The sequence below is a fragment of the Allobosea thiooxidans genome (genome assembly GCF_900168195.1).
In the GTDB taxonomy this organism is placed as follows: domain Bacteria; phylum Pseudomonadota; class Alphaproteobacteria; order Rhizobiales; family Beijerinckiaceae; genus Allobosea; species Allobosea thiooxidans.
In genome coordinates this window covers 198,584-216,113 of sequence record NZ_FUYX01000004.1, presented here as the reverse complement: position 1 = coordinate 216,113, position 17,530 = coordinate 198,584, and the positions used below count along the sequence as shown (strand labels likewise).

The window sequence follows — 17,530 nt, the reverse complement described above, 5'->3', positions numbered from 1 at the left end:
TCCACTTGAAAGCAAACAACTCCGGATCAGCCGGAGCAGATGGGAAACGGGAGGACTGATCGTGTTGTTGAAAAAATTTGCCTTCGCCACCGCGTTGACGCTGGCAGCCTTTACCATTTCGGCGCAGGCCCAGGAGCCGCGCCGCGGCGGGACGATCCGCTTCACGGCGCCCTATGGCGCCTCCTTCGTCAGCAATGACAGCCACGTCTCGAACCAGATCCAGGACGAGATCTACGGCTACGCGCTGCACAGCATGCTGTTCCGCTGGGATTCGAAGGCCGGCAAGCCCGAGCCGGAGCTCGTCAAGAGCTTCACCACCGCGGCGGACGGGCTGACGCACACGCTGAAGCTGCGCGACGACGCCTTCTTCCACAACGGCCGCAAGATGACGGCCGACGATGTGATCTGGTCGTTCACGCGTCTTGTCGATGGTTCCAAGAACTATCCGGGTGCGAGCCGCGTCGTGCGCATCAAGGGCGCTGAGGCCGTTCGCAAGGGCGAGGCCAAGGAGATCTCCGGCCTCAAGAAGATCGATGATTTCACCATCGAGATGACGCTGACCGATCCGGCCGATCCCAGCTTCCTGTTCTACGCCGCCACCACGGCGATCATGCCGGCCAAGGAAGCGCAGGAGCCGGACTTCTTCAACAAGCCGATCGGCCTCGGCCCGTTCAAGTTCGTCGAGCATGTGCCCGGCTCGCGCATGGTCTTCGAGCGCTGGGAGAAGTACTACAAGCCCGGCAAGCCTTATGCGGACAAGCTCGTGATCTCGCCGATGGGTGAGGCGGCTGCGCGCGACGTCGCCTTCCGCAACAAGGAAATCGACGTCTCGATCCTCGGCTCGACCCAATACGTCGCCTATAAGGCCGACCCGAACCTCTCAAAGGGCATCCTGGAGGTCGCGGAGGTCTTCACCCGCAACATGGGCATGAACCCAGAGTTCAAGCCCTTCTCCGACAAGCGCGTCCGCCAGGCGATCAACTACGCCATCGACAGCGACCTGATCATCAAGCGCCTCGTTCGCGACAAGGCCTATCGCGCGGTGAGCTGGCTGCCGAGCTCGGTCCCGGCCTTCGACAAGGACGCCAAGCCTTATGCCTTCGACCCGGAGAAGGCCAAGAAGCTCCTGGCTGAAGCCGGCTATCCCGACGGCTTCGAGTTCGAATGGACGGCGACGCCGAACGAGAGCTGGGGCATTCCGATCGTCGAGGCGACGATCCCGATGCTCGCCAAGGTCGGTATCAAGGTGAAGGTCAAGCCGGTCGAGACCTCGGCGCTCGGCGGCGTCATCGCGAAGGGCGATTTCCAGGCCTATATCTGGTCGAACACCTCGGGGCCCGATCCGTTGACCGCGCTGAAGTGCTTCCATTCGGCGACGCCGCGCTCGTCCTGCAACTACACCACCTTCAAGAGCGCCGCTTTTGACAAGTTGTTCGAAGAGGCCGCGGCCGAGAGGGATGCGGGCAAGAAGGTCGAGCTCATGAAGAAGGCCAACGCGCTGCTGCAGGACGAGGCTCCGGTCTGGTTCTTCAACTACAACAAGGCGGTGCTGGCCTATCAGCCTTGGCTGCACGGCCTCCAGGCGAACGCGACCGAGCTCGCGCTCCAGCGCTACGAGGATCTCTGGGTCGACGCTTCTTCGCCCGCGGCGAAGTAAGCGCCTCCGCGGAGGTTCCCGCCAGATCAGGAAACTCCGTCACCCCGGATCGGTGCAGCCGCGCCGTCCATCCGGGGTGACGGGGACTTCCGGGCCTAGACCTGAGTCCGCCATGCGGCGGCGATCAGGAGTTCACCATGCTGCCCTATGTCATCCGCCGCCTGCTGCAGGCCATTCCGATCCTGCTTGCGGTCGCCGCGCTCATCTTCGTGATGTTCAGCGTCATTCCCGGCGATTTCGCGTCGACCCAGATGGCGGATGGCCGTTCGGTCGTCGATGCCGAGCAGGTCGCGCGCATGAACAAGCAGTTCGGCCTCGACGATCCCGTCCATGTACGCTTCGCGAACTATGCGACGAAGCTGGCGACGTTCGATCTCGGCACTTCGTTCCGCACCCGCCAGCCGGTGATCAATTCCCTGCTCGAGCGCATCTGGCCCAGTCTCCAGCTCGCCATTGCCGCGATGGCCTTCGCCATCGCCTTCGGCATCCCGCTCGGCTTCCTGGCGGCGCTGAAGCCCGGCGGCTGGCTCGACATGCAGTCGATGTTCGTCGCCGTGTCCGGCCTGTCTCTGCCGCAGTTCTGGCTCGGGCTGATGCTGATGTACGCTTTCGCGCTGGTGCTCGGCTGGTTCCCGAGCTTCGGCTATGGCGACGGCAATCCGCGCTACATCGTGCTGCCGGCGGTCGCGCTCGGCGTGGCGCCGCTCGCATTGCTCGCCCGTACGACGCGCGCCGCCGTGCTCGAGGTCATGAACGCCGACTTCGTGCGCACTGCCCGTGCCAAGGGCAACAGCGAGGTCCGGGTGATGCGCTGGCATGTCGCGCGCAACGCGATGGTCATCGTGCTGACGACGCTGGGTCTGCAGTTCGGCTCGATCATGGGCGGCGCCGTCGTGATCGAGAAGCTTTTCGCCTGGCCGGGCATCGGCTCGCTCCTGGTCGACAGCGTGTCGCTGCGCGACATTCCCGTCGTCCAGGCCTGCATCCTGCTGCTCGTGCTCTTCTTCCTCGTCGTGAACATCATCGTGGACGTGCTCTGCGCTCTGATCGATCCGCGCATCAAATACACCTAGGGGCGGGGCATGAAATTCCGGGCTAATCTGTGGATCGGCGGCGTGCTCTTTGCCGCCGTCGTGGTCGGCGGGACGCTGGCGCCCTGGCTGGCGCATACCGATCCCGTCATGGACGCCAACCTGATGAATGCCGAAATCCCGCCCGGTGGCGAGTTCTGGTTCGGCACGGATGCGCAGGGGCGCGACATCTACAGCCGCGTGCTCTACGGCGCGCGCATCTCGCTGACGGTCGGCATCGTCTCGCAACTGATCAACACCGTGATCGGCGTGGCGCTGGGCATGTCGGCAGGATATTTCGGCGGCTGGTGGGACGATTTCGTCAACGGCCTGACCAATCTCATGCTGTCGATCCCCTCGCTGATCTTCGCGCTCGCCATCATGGCGATCCTCCAGCCGGGCCTGGCCAGCCTGCTGATCGCGCTCGGCCTGACCAACTGGTCCTATACCTGCCGGCTGTCGCGGGCTGCGACGCTCTCGATCAAGCAGCAGGGCTATGTCGAGGCGGCGCGCTCCTTCGGCTCCAGCAACCTGCGCATCATGCTGCTGCAGATCCTGCCGAACATCGCCGGCCCGATCATCGTCATCGGCACGCTCGGCATGGGCGGCGCCGTGCTGGCGGAGGCGGCGCTCTCCTTCCTCGGCCTCGGCATCCGCCCGCCCTTCCCGAGCTGGGGCAGCATGCTGTCCGATGCGCGCGACCAGATCACCACGGCGCCCTGGATCTCGATCTTCCCGGGCCTCGCCATCTTCATGACCGTGCTCGGCCTCAACCTGCTGGGCGATGGCCTGCGCGACATCCTCGACCCGCATTCGCAACTTCGCAAAGCCTGACAGCAAGTAGACATATGACGACTCAAGACTTGATCGACCCGCCGCTCGAGACCATCCGCTTCCACGGCCTGAAGGCGGGGCCGAAGCTCCTCGTTCTCGGCGCCGTCCACGGCAACGAGACCTGCGGGCCGAACGCCATCGCCCGTGTCGTGGAGGACTGCCGGGCCGGCCGGGTTTCGATCCGGCGCGGCGAGGTCACCTTCCTGCCGGTCGCCAACCCCAAGGCCTATCGGCAGAACACCCGCGAGGGCGACCGCAACCTCAACCGCGACCTGCGCGAGCGGCCGCAGCCTGATGACAACGAGGACCGGATCGGCAACCGCCTCTCCGCGATCCTGCGCCAGCACGACATGCTGCTCGACGTCCATTCCTTCACCGGGGAAGGCGTGCCCTTCGTCTTCTTCGGGCCGGAGGACAATCGCGGCGAGCTCGAGCCGTTCCGCCACGGCGCGGCCGAAGCGGCTTTCGCCGCCTGCCTCGGCGTCGACCTGATGATCCATGGCTGGCTCGACATCTATGTCCGCCTGATCGCGGCGCGCGAGCGGCTGAACCTGCCACGGCTCGCCGTGACCGAAGGTTTCGGCACCACGGAGTTCATGCGCTTCGCCGGCGGTTATGGCGTGACGCTTGAATGCGGCCGCCATGAGGACCCGGCCTCCGTCGATGTCGGCTACAGGGCGATCCGCAACGTGCTCGCCCATCTCGGGCTGACCGACGAGGCGGCCCCGTCGACCGATCATCGCGTCGTCGTCCATATGGACGATCTCGTCATCTGCGAGGCCGAGGGCGATCGCGTCGAAGGCAGCTGGAAGACCGGCGATCGCGTCGCCAAGGGCACGCCGATCGCCCGCCGCGCCGACGGCACCGTGGTAACGATGCCGCGCGACGGCTTCATCATCTTCCCGAACCGCAAGGCCAAGCCCGGAGAAGGCCTCTGCTATCTCGGGACGGAGAGCAGACGCCGGCCCTGAGTGGGGCCGGCGCGGCGGTTACTGCACGATGCCGCGCTTGCTGCCGAAGCCCGGGATGTGGCAGCTGCAGCTCGAGCCGTAGGGCAGCGGCGGCGTCGGGCAGTCGCCCCGGCTGGTGACGCAGATGTTGCCATAGCGCGGCTGGTAATAGGGGCGTTCGTAGTCGTAGTCGCGGCGATAGCGGCGCGGTGGCGGGCGATCGTCTTCGTCGTTATCGTCGTAGGCCGGCGGATTGCGATAGGGCCCGCCATAATACTGGGCATGAGTCGGGAGGGCGCCGAGCAGGACGGCGCAGGCGAGTGCCGAGGCCGTGAACTTGCGCAACATGGTCCATCCTTTCGGTTTCCCCGCCGCCCATTGGCGCAGCGAGGTGATTCTGTCCTCCTAGCCGGCGCGCGATGAACGGATGCTGAGGCGGTCGGCGGATGTTCCCGCATGGGAGCAGGCCAAGGCGGCGCCTTTGCGACGGGGGAAGCCGCTCGCCGTGCGATCAGGCGGGTGTGATGGCGATCAGCAGCTCGCCGGCCGCCGCCGTCGCCCCCGGTCGGGTGGCGATGCGCGCCACGGTTCCCGCCGCCGGGCTCTTCAGCTCCATGAACAGCTTCATCGATTCCAGCACGGCCACGACCTGCCCGGCGGCGACGCTGTCGCCTTCGCCGACATGGATGGCGGCGACGGTGCCGGGCATGGTGGCGCGAATGGAATCGCCGGCATGGCCCTGTGCCTGGCGCGCCGCGGCCGCGGCCTCCACGGCGAGCGCGATGGCGATGCGCCCTTCGACGTTGCCGTGACGCAGGAAGACGCCCAAGCGGTCGGGCATGGCGTCGACGAATCGGCGCTGGCCGTCGAGCATGATCGCGTAGCGCATGGCGCCAGCTGTGGGTGATGCCGCGGTGAGCGCGACCTGCCGTTCGCCGATCGTCACGCGGATACCGTCGCCGGCATTTTCCGCGCGCAGTCGGCGGGCCTCGCCATCCCCATCGAGCATGAGATGGCAGGCGCCCGGCTTGCCGGCAGTTGCGAGCAGGCGGAAGCCCGGAAGCTCACCCCAGGGGCCGGCCGGAACGTTGTGGCGCGCCGAGAGCCAGATCGCGGCCGCGATGGCGTCGCGCTCCGCAGCGTCGCCGGCGGGAGCATGCCAGCCGCCGGGCCAGGTCTCGCCGATGAACAGCGTCGTCGCCCCGCCCTGTGCGAACACCGGCTGCCTGAGGGCGTCGACGAGGAAGGGCCGGATCGTCGCCGGGCCGAGCACCGTCATCCGCTCCAGCCCGTCGGCGAGGCGCCGCCGCGCGGCCTCCCGGTCCGGGCCGTGGGCGATGACCTTGGCGAGCATGGAATCGTAGAAGGGGGAGACGGCGCTGCCGGTTTCGACACCGCTGTCGACGCGCAGGCCCTCGGGCTCCCGCCACAGCGCGATCGTGCCGGTATCCGGCCGGAAGCCTTCGTCGGCGCGCTCCGCCGTCAGCCGCGCCTCGATGGCGTGACCGGTGCAGGTGATCTCATCCTGCTGGCGCGGCAGCGTCTCGCCGGCGGCGATGCGGATCTGCCATTCCACCAGATCGAGCCCGGTGATCGCCTCGGTGACCGGGTGCTCGACCTGCAGGCGCGTGTTCATCTCCAGGAAGAACACGTCCTGCGTCTCGGCATCGACCAGGAACTCGACCGTGCCGAGATTGTCGTAGGAGATGGCGTGGGAGAGCCTCAGCGCATAGGCATGCAGCGCCGCGCGCGTCTTGGGCTTCAGATTGGGGGCAGGCGCTTCCTCCAACAGCTTCTGGTTGGAACGCTGCACCGAGCAGTCTCGCTCGAAGAGATGGACGATGTTGCCGTGCCGGTCTCCGGCGACCTGCACCTCGACATGGCGCGGCCGGGTCACGAACTTCTCGATCAGCAGCCGCCCGTCGCCGAAGGCGGCCTCGGCCTCGCGGCTCGCGGTGGCGATGGCGGCGTCGAGTTCGGCCTCGGCCTCGACCCTGCGGATGCCCTTGCCGCCGCCGCCGGCCGAGGCCTTGACCATGACCGGCAGGCCGATGCGTAGCGCCTCTCGTTTCAGCGTCGCGGGGGACTGGTCTGCGCCGTCATAGCCCGGCACGCCCGGCACATCGGCTTCGCGCGCGATCTGCTTGGAACGGATCTTGTCGCCCATCGCTTCGATGGCACTGGCGGACGGGCCGACGAAGGCGATGCCGTTCGCCTCGCAGGCGGCGATCAGGTCGAGCCGCTCCGAGAGGAAGCCGTAGCCCGGATGGATCGCCTGCGCTCCGGTATCCAGCGCCGCGGCGATGATGCGGTCGGCGCGCAGATAGGAATCGCGCGCCGGGGCGGGGCCGATAGGCACGGCCCTGTCGGCGAGCCGGACATGCAGCGCGTCCTTGTCGGCCTCCGAATAGACCGCGACGGTGCGGATGCCGAGCTTGCGGCAGGTGCGGATGATGCGGCAGGCGATCTCGCCGCGATTGGCGATGAGCAGGGTGTCGAACATCACGGCACCTCTGTCATTCCGGGGCGGCCCCCAAGGGCCGAACCCGGAACCCACGGCTGGGTGATGACGTCACGATCGCAGCGGCAAGGGCGCGCCCGGTCGTGGGTTCCGGGTTCTTCGCTGTGCGAAGCCCCGGAATGACAAAGGTGGTGCATCAACATCGCCATCACATCCGGTAGACCGGCCGTGGGCCGGTGTCGCGGGTCTCGCCCGCCGAGAGCGCGAGGCATAAGCCCAGCACGTCGCGCGTCTGCGCGGGCTCGATGATGCCGTCGTCCCAGAGCCGGGCGGTGGCATAATAGGGGTCGCTCTGCTCCTCGAACTGGGCCCGTGTCCGCCTGTCGAGCTCGGCGATGGCGGCTTCGTCCGCGGCGCCCTTGAGCGATTGCCGTCGCAGCTCCGTCACCACGGTTGCCGCCACCTCCGGGCTCATCGTCGCGATGCGGGCATTGGGCCAGGAGAACAGGAGGCGCGGACGGAAGCCCCGGCCGCACATGCCGTAGTTGCCGGCGCCATAGGAGCCGCCGATCAGCACGGTGTATTTCGGCACGCGTGCATTCGAGACGGTATAGACCAGCTTCGCCGAATGCTTGGCGATGCCGCCGCGCTCGGCTTCGGTGCCGACCATGAAGCCGGTGATGTTCTGCAGAAAGATGAGCGGGATCTGGCGCTGGTCGCAGAGCTCGATGAAATGCGCACCCTTCACGGCGCTTTCCGAGAACAGCACGCCGTTATTGGCGAGGATGCCGACCGGATAGCCATGGATATGGGCAAAGCCGGTAACCAGCGTCGCGCCATAGTCGGGCTTGAAGGCGCTGAAGGCGCTGTCATCGACCATGCGGGCGATGACCTCGCGGACGTCATAGGGCCGGCGCAGATCGGTCGGCACGATGTCGACGAGTTCGGCCGGGTCGAGCTTCGGTGCGGCGGGAGGCTGCGGTGGCGGCGTGATCTTGCCGATCTCGCCGAGCGCGCCGACGATCTCGCGCAGCTTGGCGAGCCCTTCCATCTCGGTCTCGACAAGATGGTCGCTGACGCCGGAAACGAGCGTGTGCATCTCCGCCCCGCCCAGCGTCTCGCCGTCGACGATCTCGTGGACGGCCGCCTTCACGATCGGCGGCCCGCCGAGATGGATGCGGCCGGTGCCCTTGACCATGATGACCTGGTCGGAGAGCGCCGGAATATAGGCGCCGCCTGCGGTCGCGCCGCCGAAGACGATCGAGATCTGCGGGATGCCCGCCGCCGACATCCGGCACTGGTTGTAGAAGGAGCCGCCGAAATGATCGCGGTCGGGAAAGACGCGATCCTGTTCCGGTAGGAAGGCGCCACCGCAATCGACGAGGTAGAGGCAGGGCAGCCGGTGTTCCTCGGCGATCTCCTGGGCGCGCAGATGCTTGCGCACCGTCTCGGCGAAGAAGGAGCCGCCCTTCACGGTCGCGTCGTTGGCGATCAGCATGCAGGCGCGGCCCTGCACGATGCCGATGCCGGTGACGATGCCGGCGCCCGGCACCTCGTTGCCGTAGAGCCCCCAGGCCGCGAGGGGCGAGAGCTCGAGGAAGGGCGTCTGCGGGTCGAGCAGCAGGTCGACGCGCTCGCGCACCATGATCTTGCCGCGGGATTCGTGTCGGGCGCGCAGCTTCTCGCCGCCTCCCAGCGCGACGAGCCCATGGCGCTCGCGCAAAGTCTCCAGCATGGCGGAGAGCGGGGGAGGGGGGGAGATACCCGGGTCTGTTTGCGCCATGTGCCTCTTCCGCGATGGTTTCCTCAGCCCTCATCCTGAGGAGCCGCGGAACGCGGCGTCTCGGAGGATGCTCCAGTTCGTGCCGGAGCCTTCTGGGCCATCCTTCGAGACGCGCCTTCGGCGCTCCTCAGGATGAGGGCTCGCAGGTACATTGGGCGTCTTGATCTCGCCGCAACATTCACCTACCGTCCGGTAGGTAGTCAGATCGCGGCGCCGCGGTCAAGCAGGGAGGAAGCCATGTCGGCCATCGAGACGCTTGCACGCGAGGGTGCCCGCCGCTCGCCCTATTTCACCGAGGAGCACGAGGCGCTGCGCGACCAGGTCCGTCGGTTCGTCGAGACCGAGATCAAGCCGCACGCGCTGAAATGGGAGGAGGACGGCTTCGTCCCGCGCGATGTTCTGCGCCGGATGGGCGAGCTCGGCTTCTTCGGCATCCGCTATCCTGCCGAATATGGCGGCTCGGAGATGGACACGCTCGCGACCGTCGTGCTGGCGGAGGAGCTCGGCCGCTCGACCTTCTCGGGTGTCGCCATCACCGCGCTGGTCCATACCGACATGGCCTCGGTCCATATCGCCAATGCCGGATCGAAGGCGCAGAGGGACAAGCACCTGCCCGCGATCATCGCCGGAGAGAAGATCGTCGCGGTCGCCGTGACCGAACCTGACGCCGGCTCCGACGTGAAGGGCATCCGCACCACGGCGCGGCGCGAGGGGGATCATTACGTCCTCAACGGCGCCAAGATGTTCATCACCAACGGCGTCCATGCCGATCTCTACTGCGTCGCCGCCAAGACCGACCCGCAAGCGCGGCCCTCGCAATCCGTCTCGATCTTCCTCGTCGAGAAGGGCACGCCGGGCTTTTCGGTCTCGCGCGCGCTCGACAAGCATGGCTGGCGCTCCTCCGACACCGCCGAGCTTTCCTTCGTCGATTGCCGCGTGCCGGCCGAGAACCTGCTCGGCCAGGAGGGGCGCGGCTTCTACGCGATCATGAGCAACTTCCAGAACGAGCGTACCGTGATCGGCGCCATGGCGATGGGCGAGGCCCAGGCCGCGATCGACCTGACGCTGGACTATGTCCGCACCCGCAAGGCCTTCGGCGCGCCGCTCTGGGAGAAGCAGGTCATCCGTCAGCGCCTGGCCGAGCTCGCGAGCAAGGTCGAGGCCGGCCGCCAGCTCGTCTATCACGCCGCCTGGCTCGATGCGCAGGGCTTCGACGCCACCCGCGAGGTCTCGATGGCCAAGGCCTATTGCGGCGAACTGGTCAACGAAGTCATGTATGACTGCCTGCAGTTCCACGGCGGCATGGGCTACATGCGCGAGAGCGCGATCGAGCGCATGACGCGCGACGCCCGCGTCCAGGCGATCGGCGGCGGCGCCACCGAAGTCATGCTGGAAGAGGTGGCGAAGCGGCTGTGACGACACCTCGCCGTCGTTCCGGAGCGTCGCGTAGCGACAAGTCCAGAACCCGTGGACGCGATGCTTCCCGTCATGGTCGGCCTTGTGCCGACCATCCACGTCTTTGCCGGCCGAACGCGGTGTTCAAGACGTGGATGCTCGGCACAAGGGCGAGCATGACGGCGGGGTGTTCGTTGTGACCGCCATGCCCGAGCGCGCGTCCCGCGAAACCGAAGGCGGCTCGCGCCGCCTGATCCTCGATCATGCCGCGCGGCTGCTGCGCAATGGCGGCTATCACCAGACCACGCTTCGCGAGATCGCCGAGGCGGTCGGCATCCGCAAGGCGAGCCTCTACTACCACTTCGCCTCGAAGGAGGAGATCGTCGAGGCGGTGGTCAATGACGGCGTGCGCTTCGTGCACGAGGCGGCGGTCGCGGCTCTGGCGGCGAAGGAGGGCGCTCCGCCGCGCGAGCGGCTGGAGGCGGCGATCAGGGCGCATCTCGCCGCCCTGCACGGCCATGGCGACTACACCTCCGCCAGCATCAAGGTTTTCACCTTCGGCACGACACCGGCGCCCGAGAGCGTGCGCGCCGTGCGGCGCGCCTATGAGGAGGTCTGGCGCGGGCTGATCGCCGAACTCCAGCAGGCGGGAACGCTGCCGGCGTCGCGCTCGCCGGATGCGCTGCGCCTCTTCATCCTCGGTGCGCTCAACGGCTCGACCGACTGGTACCGGCCGGAGCGCTTCGACATCGACGCGCTGGCGCGGGAATTCGCGGCGCTGCTGGCACCGCCCTGAAAGGGGGCGTTGCGCCTCTCGCGCAGGGGCGGACCGCATCACCGTGGCTGACCGACGCGCGGGCCATTGCTAGCATCCCGCTCGCGGGGCCCGCTGATCGCCTCGCTGCTGACGAGGATCCTTCGCCCGATGCGCGCCTTCTACCATCCCGACCAAGCTCTCCACGACCCGCAGCAATATATGCGCTTCGGCAAGGTCGTGGCCCCCAAGGACCTGCCGGAGCGGACGGAGCGTCTGCTGGGCGCGCTCAAGAAGCACGGCATTGCGCCGGAACGGCCGGCGGCTCACGGCCTCGATCCGGTGCTCGCGATCCACGATGCGGGCTTCGTCACGTTTCTCGAAACCGCCTGGGCGCGCTGGCAGGACCTGCCGGCCGAGCGCGGGCCGGAAGTCTGGCCGAGCACCTTTCCCTATTGGAGCGGCCGTCCGGACGAGGATGTCCGCCCGCCCTGTCGTCCGACCGGCTTCATCGGCCAGCTCGGCTGGTATCTCGGCGACCTCTCGGTGCCGGTCGGCGAGCATTGCTGGCACTCGACCCTGCGTTCGTCGGAGACCGCGGTTTCCGGGGCCGATGCAATCCTCGGTGGCGAGCGTGCCGTCTATTCACTCTGCCGCCCCTCGGGGCATCATGCCCGGGCCGACCGTGCCACCGGCTTCTGCTACCTCAACAACACCGCGATCGCCGCCCAGCGCCTGCGCTCGAAATTCGGCAAGGTCGCGATCCTCGACGTCGACGCCCATCACGGTGACGGCACGCAGCAGATCTTCTATCGCCGCGACGACGTGCTGACGATCTCGGTCCATGCCGATCCGTCGAACTACTATCCCTTCTTCACCGGCTATGCCGACGAGCGCGGCAACGGGCCGGGCGAGGGCTTCAATCTCAACCTGCCGCTCGCCCATGGCGCAGGGGGGGCCGAGATGCAGGCCGCCGTCGACCGGGCCGACAAGGCCATCCGCGAATTCGGCGCCGAGGCTGTGGTGATCGCGCTCGGCTACGACGCCCACAAGGACGATCCGATCGGCGTCCTCAAGCTCGAGGCGTCCGATTTCGGCACGATCGGTCGGCAGGTGAAGGCGTTCGGCCTGCCGACGTTGGTCGTGCAGGAGGGCGGCTACGCCATCGACGCGATCGGCGACTGCCTCGACGCATTCCTGGGTGGGTTCAAGTAGCGCTGTCTTCGTGACCACACGTGTCATCCCGTGCGCGCTGCGGCATGGAATGCCGCTGCGCAGACACGGGACCGCGTGACGAGAAGGCGTCCTTTCCTGAAGACGATCCCGCATCTGCACCGCAGCACTTCGTGCCGCAACGCGTGCGGGATGACACTCTTCAGGTGGCGGCTTGATGCCGCTTAGATCGCCGCCTCGATCAGGAACGGCCCCTTCCGGCCGAGCGCCGCCTTGAACAGGCTGGTGAACTCCTCGGCCGTGGTGGCGCGTGCGGCCTCGACGCCCATGCCCTTGGCCATCGACACCCAGTCCAGCGCCGGCTCGTCGATGTTCAGCATCAGCGTGGCGTTGCGGCCGAAGTCGTTGACGCCGACGGCGCGCATCTCGCCATGCAGGATCTGGTAGGTCCGGTTGGCGAAGACGACGGTGACGATGTCGAGGTTCTCGCGCGCCTGCGTCCACAGCCCTTGCACCGTGTACATGCCCGAGCCGTCGGCCTGCATGCCGATGACCTTGCGGTCGGGGCAGGCGACGGCCGCGCCGATGGCGAGCGGAATGCCTTCGCCGATCGCGCCGCCGGTGAGCTGGATGTAATCGTGCTGCGGCGCGCTGTGGCAGTCATAGTAGAAGCTGCGGCCGGACGAGACCGACTCGTCGCAGACGATGCAGTTCTCCGGCAGCAAGGCCGAGACGATGGCGCAGGCCTTGTCGGCATCGAGCTTGCCGGTCGGCAGGCCAGGCTGCTCCTTGCGCGGCGGGGCGATGTAGAGCGGCGCGCTCTTCGTCGCGCCCATCTCTTCGGCGAGCGCGGTGATCGCGGCCGGAAGGTCGTCGCCGGGGCTGGCGAGCGTCACGACCTCGCAGCCGTCATGAACGAGGCGGCCGGGCTTGCCTGGATAGGCGAAGAAGCCGACCGGGGTCTGCGCGCCGACGAGCACGAGATAGTCGACGTCCTTGAGCTGCTCGAGCGCCTTGTCGATCGGATAGAACACCTTGGGCATGGCGACACGGCCGGCGCCGCGCTGGATGCGCCCGTTCGACATCTGGCTGAAGATCTTGGAGCCTGTCGCGGCGCAGACGCGCGCGGCCATTTCCATCGGCTTCTCGCGCAACGCCAGCCCCGTCAGCATGATCGCGGCACGCGCGCCGTGCTTGCGCAGGCCGGCCGCGACCGCGCCGACCGTGGCGGCATCGACGCTTTTCAGCGCCGGCAGCTCGGTCGGCTTCAGAGTGGCCGGCTCGACGCTGCCCCAGGCGCAGTCGGCCGGCAGGATCACGGTGGTGACGCCGGGCAGCGTCAGCGAGGCGACATAGGCCTCCCCGATTGCCGGGCCGACATCCTCGGCCGTCGCGATGCGGCGGACGAAATGCGACATCGGATGCGCCAGGCTCTCGATGTCGCTGGTCAGCGGCGCGTCATGGACGAGGTGGTAGGTGGCATGGTCGCCGACCACGTTGATCATCGGCGTGCGGGCGCGCCGCGCGTTGTGCATGTTGGCGAGCGCATTCGCCATGCCGGGCCCGCAATGGAGCAGCGTCGCCGCCGGCTTGTCGGCCATGCGGGCATAGCCGTCGGCGGCGCCGGTTACCACGCCCTCGAACAGGCCGAGCACGCAGCGCATCTGCGGCTTGCGGTCCAGCGCGGCGACGAAATGCATCTCCGAGGTACCGGGATTGGCGAAGCAGGTATCGACGCCGTTGATCAGAAGGGTGTCGCAAAGGCGGTCGGCGCCGTTCATCCTGAAACCTCGACTCAAGCAATAAGGGCGCCCTCGCGCCGGCGGGCGGAAGAGGAGGAAATTCCCTCTGCCCTGTCAAACGAGAGAATGTCATGACTTCCCCAAGCGCCGCTGATCGGCCGCTTGACGTGTTTGCATATGCAATTAGGCTGTTTTGGAACGAAGGTTGCATCGCGCTGCGAATGACGCTCCAGGCGTCTGAACGGCGGGTCGGCCAAAAATCAGGGGAAGGGTTTCAATCATGGCAGTTTTCAAGCGCGTCGGCGCGACCCTTGGCTTCGGCCTCGCCGCGCTTCTGGCGGCGGGTGGCGCTCAGGCGCAGACCAAGGTGAATATCGGGATCTCCGGCTGGACCGGCTTCGCGCCGCTGGTGCTCGCGAAGGAGGCCGGCATCTTCGCCAGGAACGGCCTCGACGTGACGATCAAGAAGATCCCGCAGAAGGACCGGCACCTCGCCATCGCCTCGGGCGATATCCAGTGCGCCGCGACCACGGTCGAGACCTGGATCGTCTGGGATGCGGCCGGCATCAAGACCAAGCAGATCTTCCAGCTCGACAAGAGCTATGGCGCCGACGGCATGGCCGTGCGCAAGGACGTCGCCGCGATCAAGGACCTGAAGGGCAAGACCGTGGCAGCTTCCGCTCCCGGCACCTCGCCCTATTTCGCGCTGGCCTGGATGCTCAAGGAGAACGGCCTGTCGGTGAAGGACGTCAAGGTGGTCAACATGGAGCCTGGTCCGGCGGCGCAGGCCTTCATCGCCGGCCAGAACGACGCGGCGATGACCTACGAGCCCTATCTCTCCACCGTCCGCGACAAGCCGGATGCCGGCAAGATCATCGCCACCACCCTCGACTATCCGATGGTGATGGACACCTTCGGCTGCACGCCGGCCTTCCTCGTCAACGAGAAGGCCGCCACTGCGCTGGCTCAGAGCTATTTCGAGGCGCTGGAGATGATCAAGAAGGACCAGGCCAAGGCCTACGAGATCATGGGCGCCGACGTGAAGCAGACCGGTGAGCAGTTCGGCAAGTCGGCCGGCTTCCTGCGCTGGTCGGATGCCGAGGGGAACAAGAAGTTCTTCTCCGGCGACTGGCAGGCCTTTTCGGCCAAGGCTGCCGACCTGCTGCTCGAGATCGGCCTGATCAAGGCCAAGCCCGATCTCGCCGCGCTGGTCGAGACCAAGTTCGTCGCAGGCAAGTGACGCTGTTTGGCTTTTGCACGAGGCCCATACCCCCGTCATGCTCGCCCTGGTGGCGAGCATCCACGTCTTGAACACGGTTTTCGACCAGCCAGGGCGTGGATGGTCGGGGCAAGCCCGACCATGACGGAGCAGCAGCCCATCCTCCCGGATGTCCTGGAACCCGGCCTGCGCGTCGTCTTCTGCGGCACGCAGGCGGGTACGGCGTCGGCGCGTCGCGGCGCCTATTATGCCGGCCCGGGCAACAAGTTCTGGGCCGTGCTCCACCAGATTGGGTTGCTGCCGGAGCGGTTCGCGCCGGAGCGCTTTCGCGAAATGCCGCGCTACGGCATCGGGCTGACCGATGTCGCCAAGCAGAGTTTCGGGCCGGATTCGGCTTTGCGCAGCTCTCATTTCGACGTATCGGGCTTCCACGCGCGGATCGCCGCGCATGCTCCACGCTTCGTCGCCTTCAACGGCAAGCGTTCGGCGCAGGAGGCCCTCGGCCGGAAGGGCGCGACGCTCGCATTCGGTCTCCAGCCCGAGCTTCTCGCCGGGGCTGGCGTCTTCGTCTTGCCCTCGACCGCCGGGCTCGCCTCGGGCCACTGGTCGATCGAACCCTGGAAGCAACTGGCCATGGCCGTGACCGGAACGACAGCGCGATGAGACCCCTGCAACCCGTCTCGGCCACGGCCCGCATCGGCTATGGGCTCACCTTCTTCGCGCTCTTCGTCGCGCTCTGGTCGGTGGCGACCTTCGGGGGCTATGTCCAGCGCCTGTTCCTCGCCGATCCGCTGACCATGGTCGGCGAGGGCTGGAACCTGATGACGCGCTACGGCTTCGGCTTCGACATCGTGATGACGATCTGGCGTGTCGTCGGCGGCTTCATCCTCGCCGTCATCGTCGCCCTGCCGCTCGGCATCCTGATGGGCGCCTACAAGCCGATCGAGGCCTTCCTGGAGCCCTTCGTCTCCTTCGCGCGCTATCTGCCGGCCTCGGCCTTCATCCCGCTTCTGATCCTCTGGGCCGGCATCGGCGAGACCCAGAAGCTGCTGGTCATCTTCATCGGCGCGGTTTTCCAGCTCATCCTGATGATCGCGGTATCGGTCGGCTCGATCCGGCGGGACCTCGTCGATGCCGCCTATACGCTCGGCGCGACCGACCAGTCGGTGGTGCGCCGGGTCATGCTGCCGAACGCGGCGCCCGAGATCGCCGAGATTTTCCGGCTCGTCCTCGGCTGGGCCTGGACCTATGTCATCGTCGCCGAGCTGATCGGCTCCTCTTCGGGCATCGGCCACATGATCACCGACAGCCAGGCGCTGCTGAACACAGGGCAGATCATCTTCGGCATCATCGTCATCGGGCTCATCGGCCTGATCTCGGATTTCCTGTTCAAGGCGGTCAATCAGCGCCTGTTCCCCTGGGCGCGCGCATGAGCAAGCTTCTCGTCGAGAATGTCGGCAAGGTCTTCGCGGGCCAGCGCGGCGGCGAGCCGACGCGTGCGCTGATGCCGACCTCGCTGACGGTCGCCGACAACGACTTCATCACCATTCTCGGCCCCTCCGGCTGCGGCAAGTCGACTTTGTTGCGCATCATCGGCGGGCTCGAGACCGCGAGCGAGGGCCGCATCCTGCTCGACGGCTCGGCCGTCACCGGGCCGGGCGCCGATCGCGGCTTCGTCTTCCAGAGCTACACGCTCTTCCCCTGGCTGACCGTGCAGCAGAACATCGCCTTCGGCCTGCGCGAGAAGGGCGTTCCCGAAGCCGAGCGGCTGAAGATCGCCCGTGACTGGGCGGCGCGCGTCGGGCTTGGCGGCTTCGTCGACCATTTCCCCAAGCAGCTTTCGGGCGGCATGCAGCAGCGCACCGCGATCGCGCGCGCGCTCGCCAACGATCCCAAGATCCTGCTGCTCGACGAGCCCTTCGGCGCGCTCGACAACCAGACCCGCGCCCTGATGCAGGAGATGCTGCTCGGCATCTGGGAGCGCGAGCAGAAGACCGTGCTCTTCGTCACTCACGACATCGAGGAGGCGATCTTCGTCGGCTCGCGCGTCGTGGTGATGAGCGCCCGGCCGGGGCGGATCAAGGCGGACATCCCCGTCGATCTGCCGCATCCGCGGCCCTACACCATCAAGACGACGCCGGAATTCGTCGCCCTGAAGGAGCGGCTGGTCGAGGAGATCCGCGCCGAGGTCATCGCGGCGGATCATTGACGCCCGCCGCACTCGGCCGTCATTGCGAGGAGCGTCAGCGACGAAGCAATCCAGGGGCGGTAGAGCGCTACGTCCCCCTGGTTTGCTTCGCACCGCTCGCAATGACGGCGGTGATGCCACCCGTCATGCTTCCGTAGCGGAACCGAACGGCATCGCCTGCGTTGTCATGTCGCAGGCGTGGGCCTGCCCTGCGCCAGGAGGCCGTTACGGCAGCGATCCGACTTGCCATCTTGAAAGCAAAGGGGCGCTGCCGAAGGTGGGGCCAATGCATTCGCTGATTGCC

Annotated in this window: 15 protein-coding genes; 11 read left to right on the top strand and 4 right to left on the bottom strand. The window is 67.1% G+C overall.

Features of this window, described 5'->3' with window-relative positions:
- The first annotated feature begins 67 nt into the window (after window positions 1–67).
- From B5Y19_RS09225 to B5Y19_RS09210, 4 genes are all read left to right on the top strand, one after another.
- Window positions 68–1,657 carry an ABC transporter substrate-binding protein gene (locus B5Y19_RS09225; RefSeq protein ID WP_055728690.1) on the top strand — a complete coding sequence of 530 codons (1,590 nt, stop codon included), beginning with the start codon at window positions 68–70 and terminating at the stop codon, window positions 1,655–1,657.
- 137 nt (window positions 1,658–1,794) lie between these two features.
- Window positions 1,795–2,730, top strand: a complete 936-nt coding sequence (locus B5Y19_RS09220) for an ABC transporter permease (protein WP_055728689.1) — start codon at window positions 1,795–1,797, stop codon at window positions 2,728–2,730.
- Between the two features lie 9 nt (window positions 2,731–2,739).
- Entirely contained in the window at window positions 2,740–3,561 is an 822-nt protein-coding gene (locus B5Y19_RS09215) for an ABC transporter permease (protein WP_055728688.1), read from the top strand.
- Between the two features lie 14 nt (window positions 3,562–3,575).
- Complete coding sequence (locus B5Y19_RS09210) at window positions 3,576–4,532, top strand: succinylglutamate desuccinylase/aspartoacylase family protein (RefSeq protein WP_055728687.1); 957 nt, start codon at window positions 3,576–3,578, stop codon at window positions 4,530–4,532.
- An 18-nt stretch (window positions 4,533–4,550) separates the two neighbouring features.
- Here the strand turns inward: B5Y19_RS09210 and B5Y19_RS09205 are convergent, their stop codons facing one another.
- The 3 genes from B5Y19_RS09205 to B5Y19_RS09195 form a co-directional block, all read right to left on the bottom strand.
- Entirely contained in the window at window positions 4,551–4,859 is a 309-nt protein-coding gene (locus B5Y19_RS09205) for a hypothetical protein (protein ID WP_055728686.1), read from the bottom strand.
- A gap of 163 nt (window positions 4,860–5,022) precedes the next feature.
- Window positions 5,023–7,014: an ATP-binding protein gene (locus B5Y19_RS09200; RefSeq protein ID WP_055728685.1), complete on the bottom strand. Its 1,992-nt coding sequence runs from the start codon at window positions 7,012–7,014 to the stop codon at window positions 5,023–5,025.
- 166 nt (window positions 7,015–7,180) lie between these two features.
- The gene (locus B5Y19_RS09195; protein ID WP_079591372.1) at window positions 7,181–8,755 is read right to left on the bottom strand and encodes an acyl-CoA carboxylase subunit beta; all 1,575 of its coding nucleotides are present in this window, start codon (window positions 8,753–8,755) and stop codon (window positions 7,181–7,183) included.
- A gap of 237 nt (window positions 8,756–8,992) precedes the next feature.
- Here B5Y19_RS09195 and B5Y19_RS09190 point away from each other — a divergent pair, with 237 nt between their 5' ends.
- The 3 genes from B5Y19_RS09190 (at window position 8,993) to B5Y19_RS09180 (ending at window position 12,119) form a co-directional block, all read left to right on the top strand.
- Window positions 8,993–10,171: an acyl-CoA dehydrogenase family protein gene (locus B5Y19_RS09190; RefSeq protein ID WP_055728683.1), complete on the top strand. Its 1,179-nt coding sequence runs from the start codon at window positions 8,993–8,995 to the stop codon at window positions 10,169–10,171.
- Between the two features lie 130 nt (window positions 10,172–10,301).
- On the top strand, window positions 10,302–10,946 hold the full coding sequence (locus tag B5Y19_RS09185; RefSeq protein WP_055728682.1) for a TetR/AcrR family transcriptional regulator: 645 nt from the start codon (window positions 10,302–10,304) through the stop codon (window positions 10,944–10,946).
- Window positions 10,947–11,075: 129 nt separating this feature from the next.
- Entirely contained in the window at window positions 11,076–12,119 is a 1,044-nt protein-coding gene (locus B5Y19_RS09180) for a histone deacetylase family protein (RefSeq protein ID WP_055728681.1), read from the top strand.
- 182 nt (window positions 12,120–12,301) lie between these two features.
- On the opposite strand, the gene B5Y19_RS09175 is transcribed toward B5Y19_RS09180, so the two are convergent.
- Entirely contained in the window at window positions 12,302–13,858 is a 1,557-nt protein-coding gene (locus B5Y19_RS09175; protein ID WP_055728680.1) for an acetolactate synthase large subunit, read from the bottom strand.
- 241 nt (window positions 13,859–14,099) lie between these two features.
- Between B5Y19_RS09175 and B5Y19_RS09170 the strand changes: the two genes are divergently transcribed.
- The 4 genes from B5Y19_RS09170 (at window position 14,100) to B5Y19_RS09155 (ending at window position 17,247) form a co-directional block, all read left to right on the top strand.
- A complete protein-coding gene (locus tag B5Y19_RS09170) occupies window positions 14,100–15,059 on the top strand; it encodes an ABC transporter substrate-binding protein (RefSeq protein WP_079591371.1) in 960 nt (319 codons plus the stop codon).
- Window positions 15,060–15,179: 120 nt separating this feature from the next.
- Window positions 15,180–15,701, top strand: coding sequence for a mismatch-specific DNA-glycosylase (locus B5Y19_RS09165; RefSeq protein ID WP_055728679.1), 522 nt, complete (start codon window positions 15,180–15,182; stop codon window positions 15,699–15,701).
- A complete protein-coding gene (locus B5Y19_RS09160) occupies window positions 15,698–16,471 on the top strand; it encodes an ABC transporter permease (RefSeq protein WP_055728678.1) in 774 nt (257 codons plus the stop codon). Before B5Y19_RS09165 ends, B5Y19_RS09160 begins: the two co-directional genes overlap by 4 nt.
- On the top strand, window positions 16,468–17,247 hold the full coding sequence (locus tag B5Y19_RS09155) for an ABC transporter ATP-binding protein (protein WP_055728677.1): 780 nt from the start codon (window positions 16,468–16,470) through the stop codon (window positions 17,245–17,247). Before B5Y19_RS09160 ends, B5Y19_RS09155 begins: the two co-directional genes overlap by 4 nt.
- The last annotated feature ends 283 nt before the right edge of the window (window positions 17,248–17,530 follow it).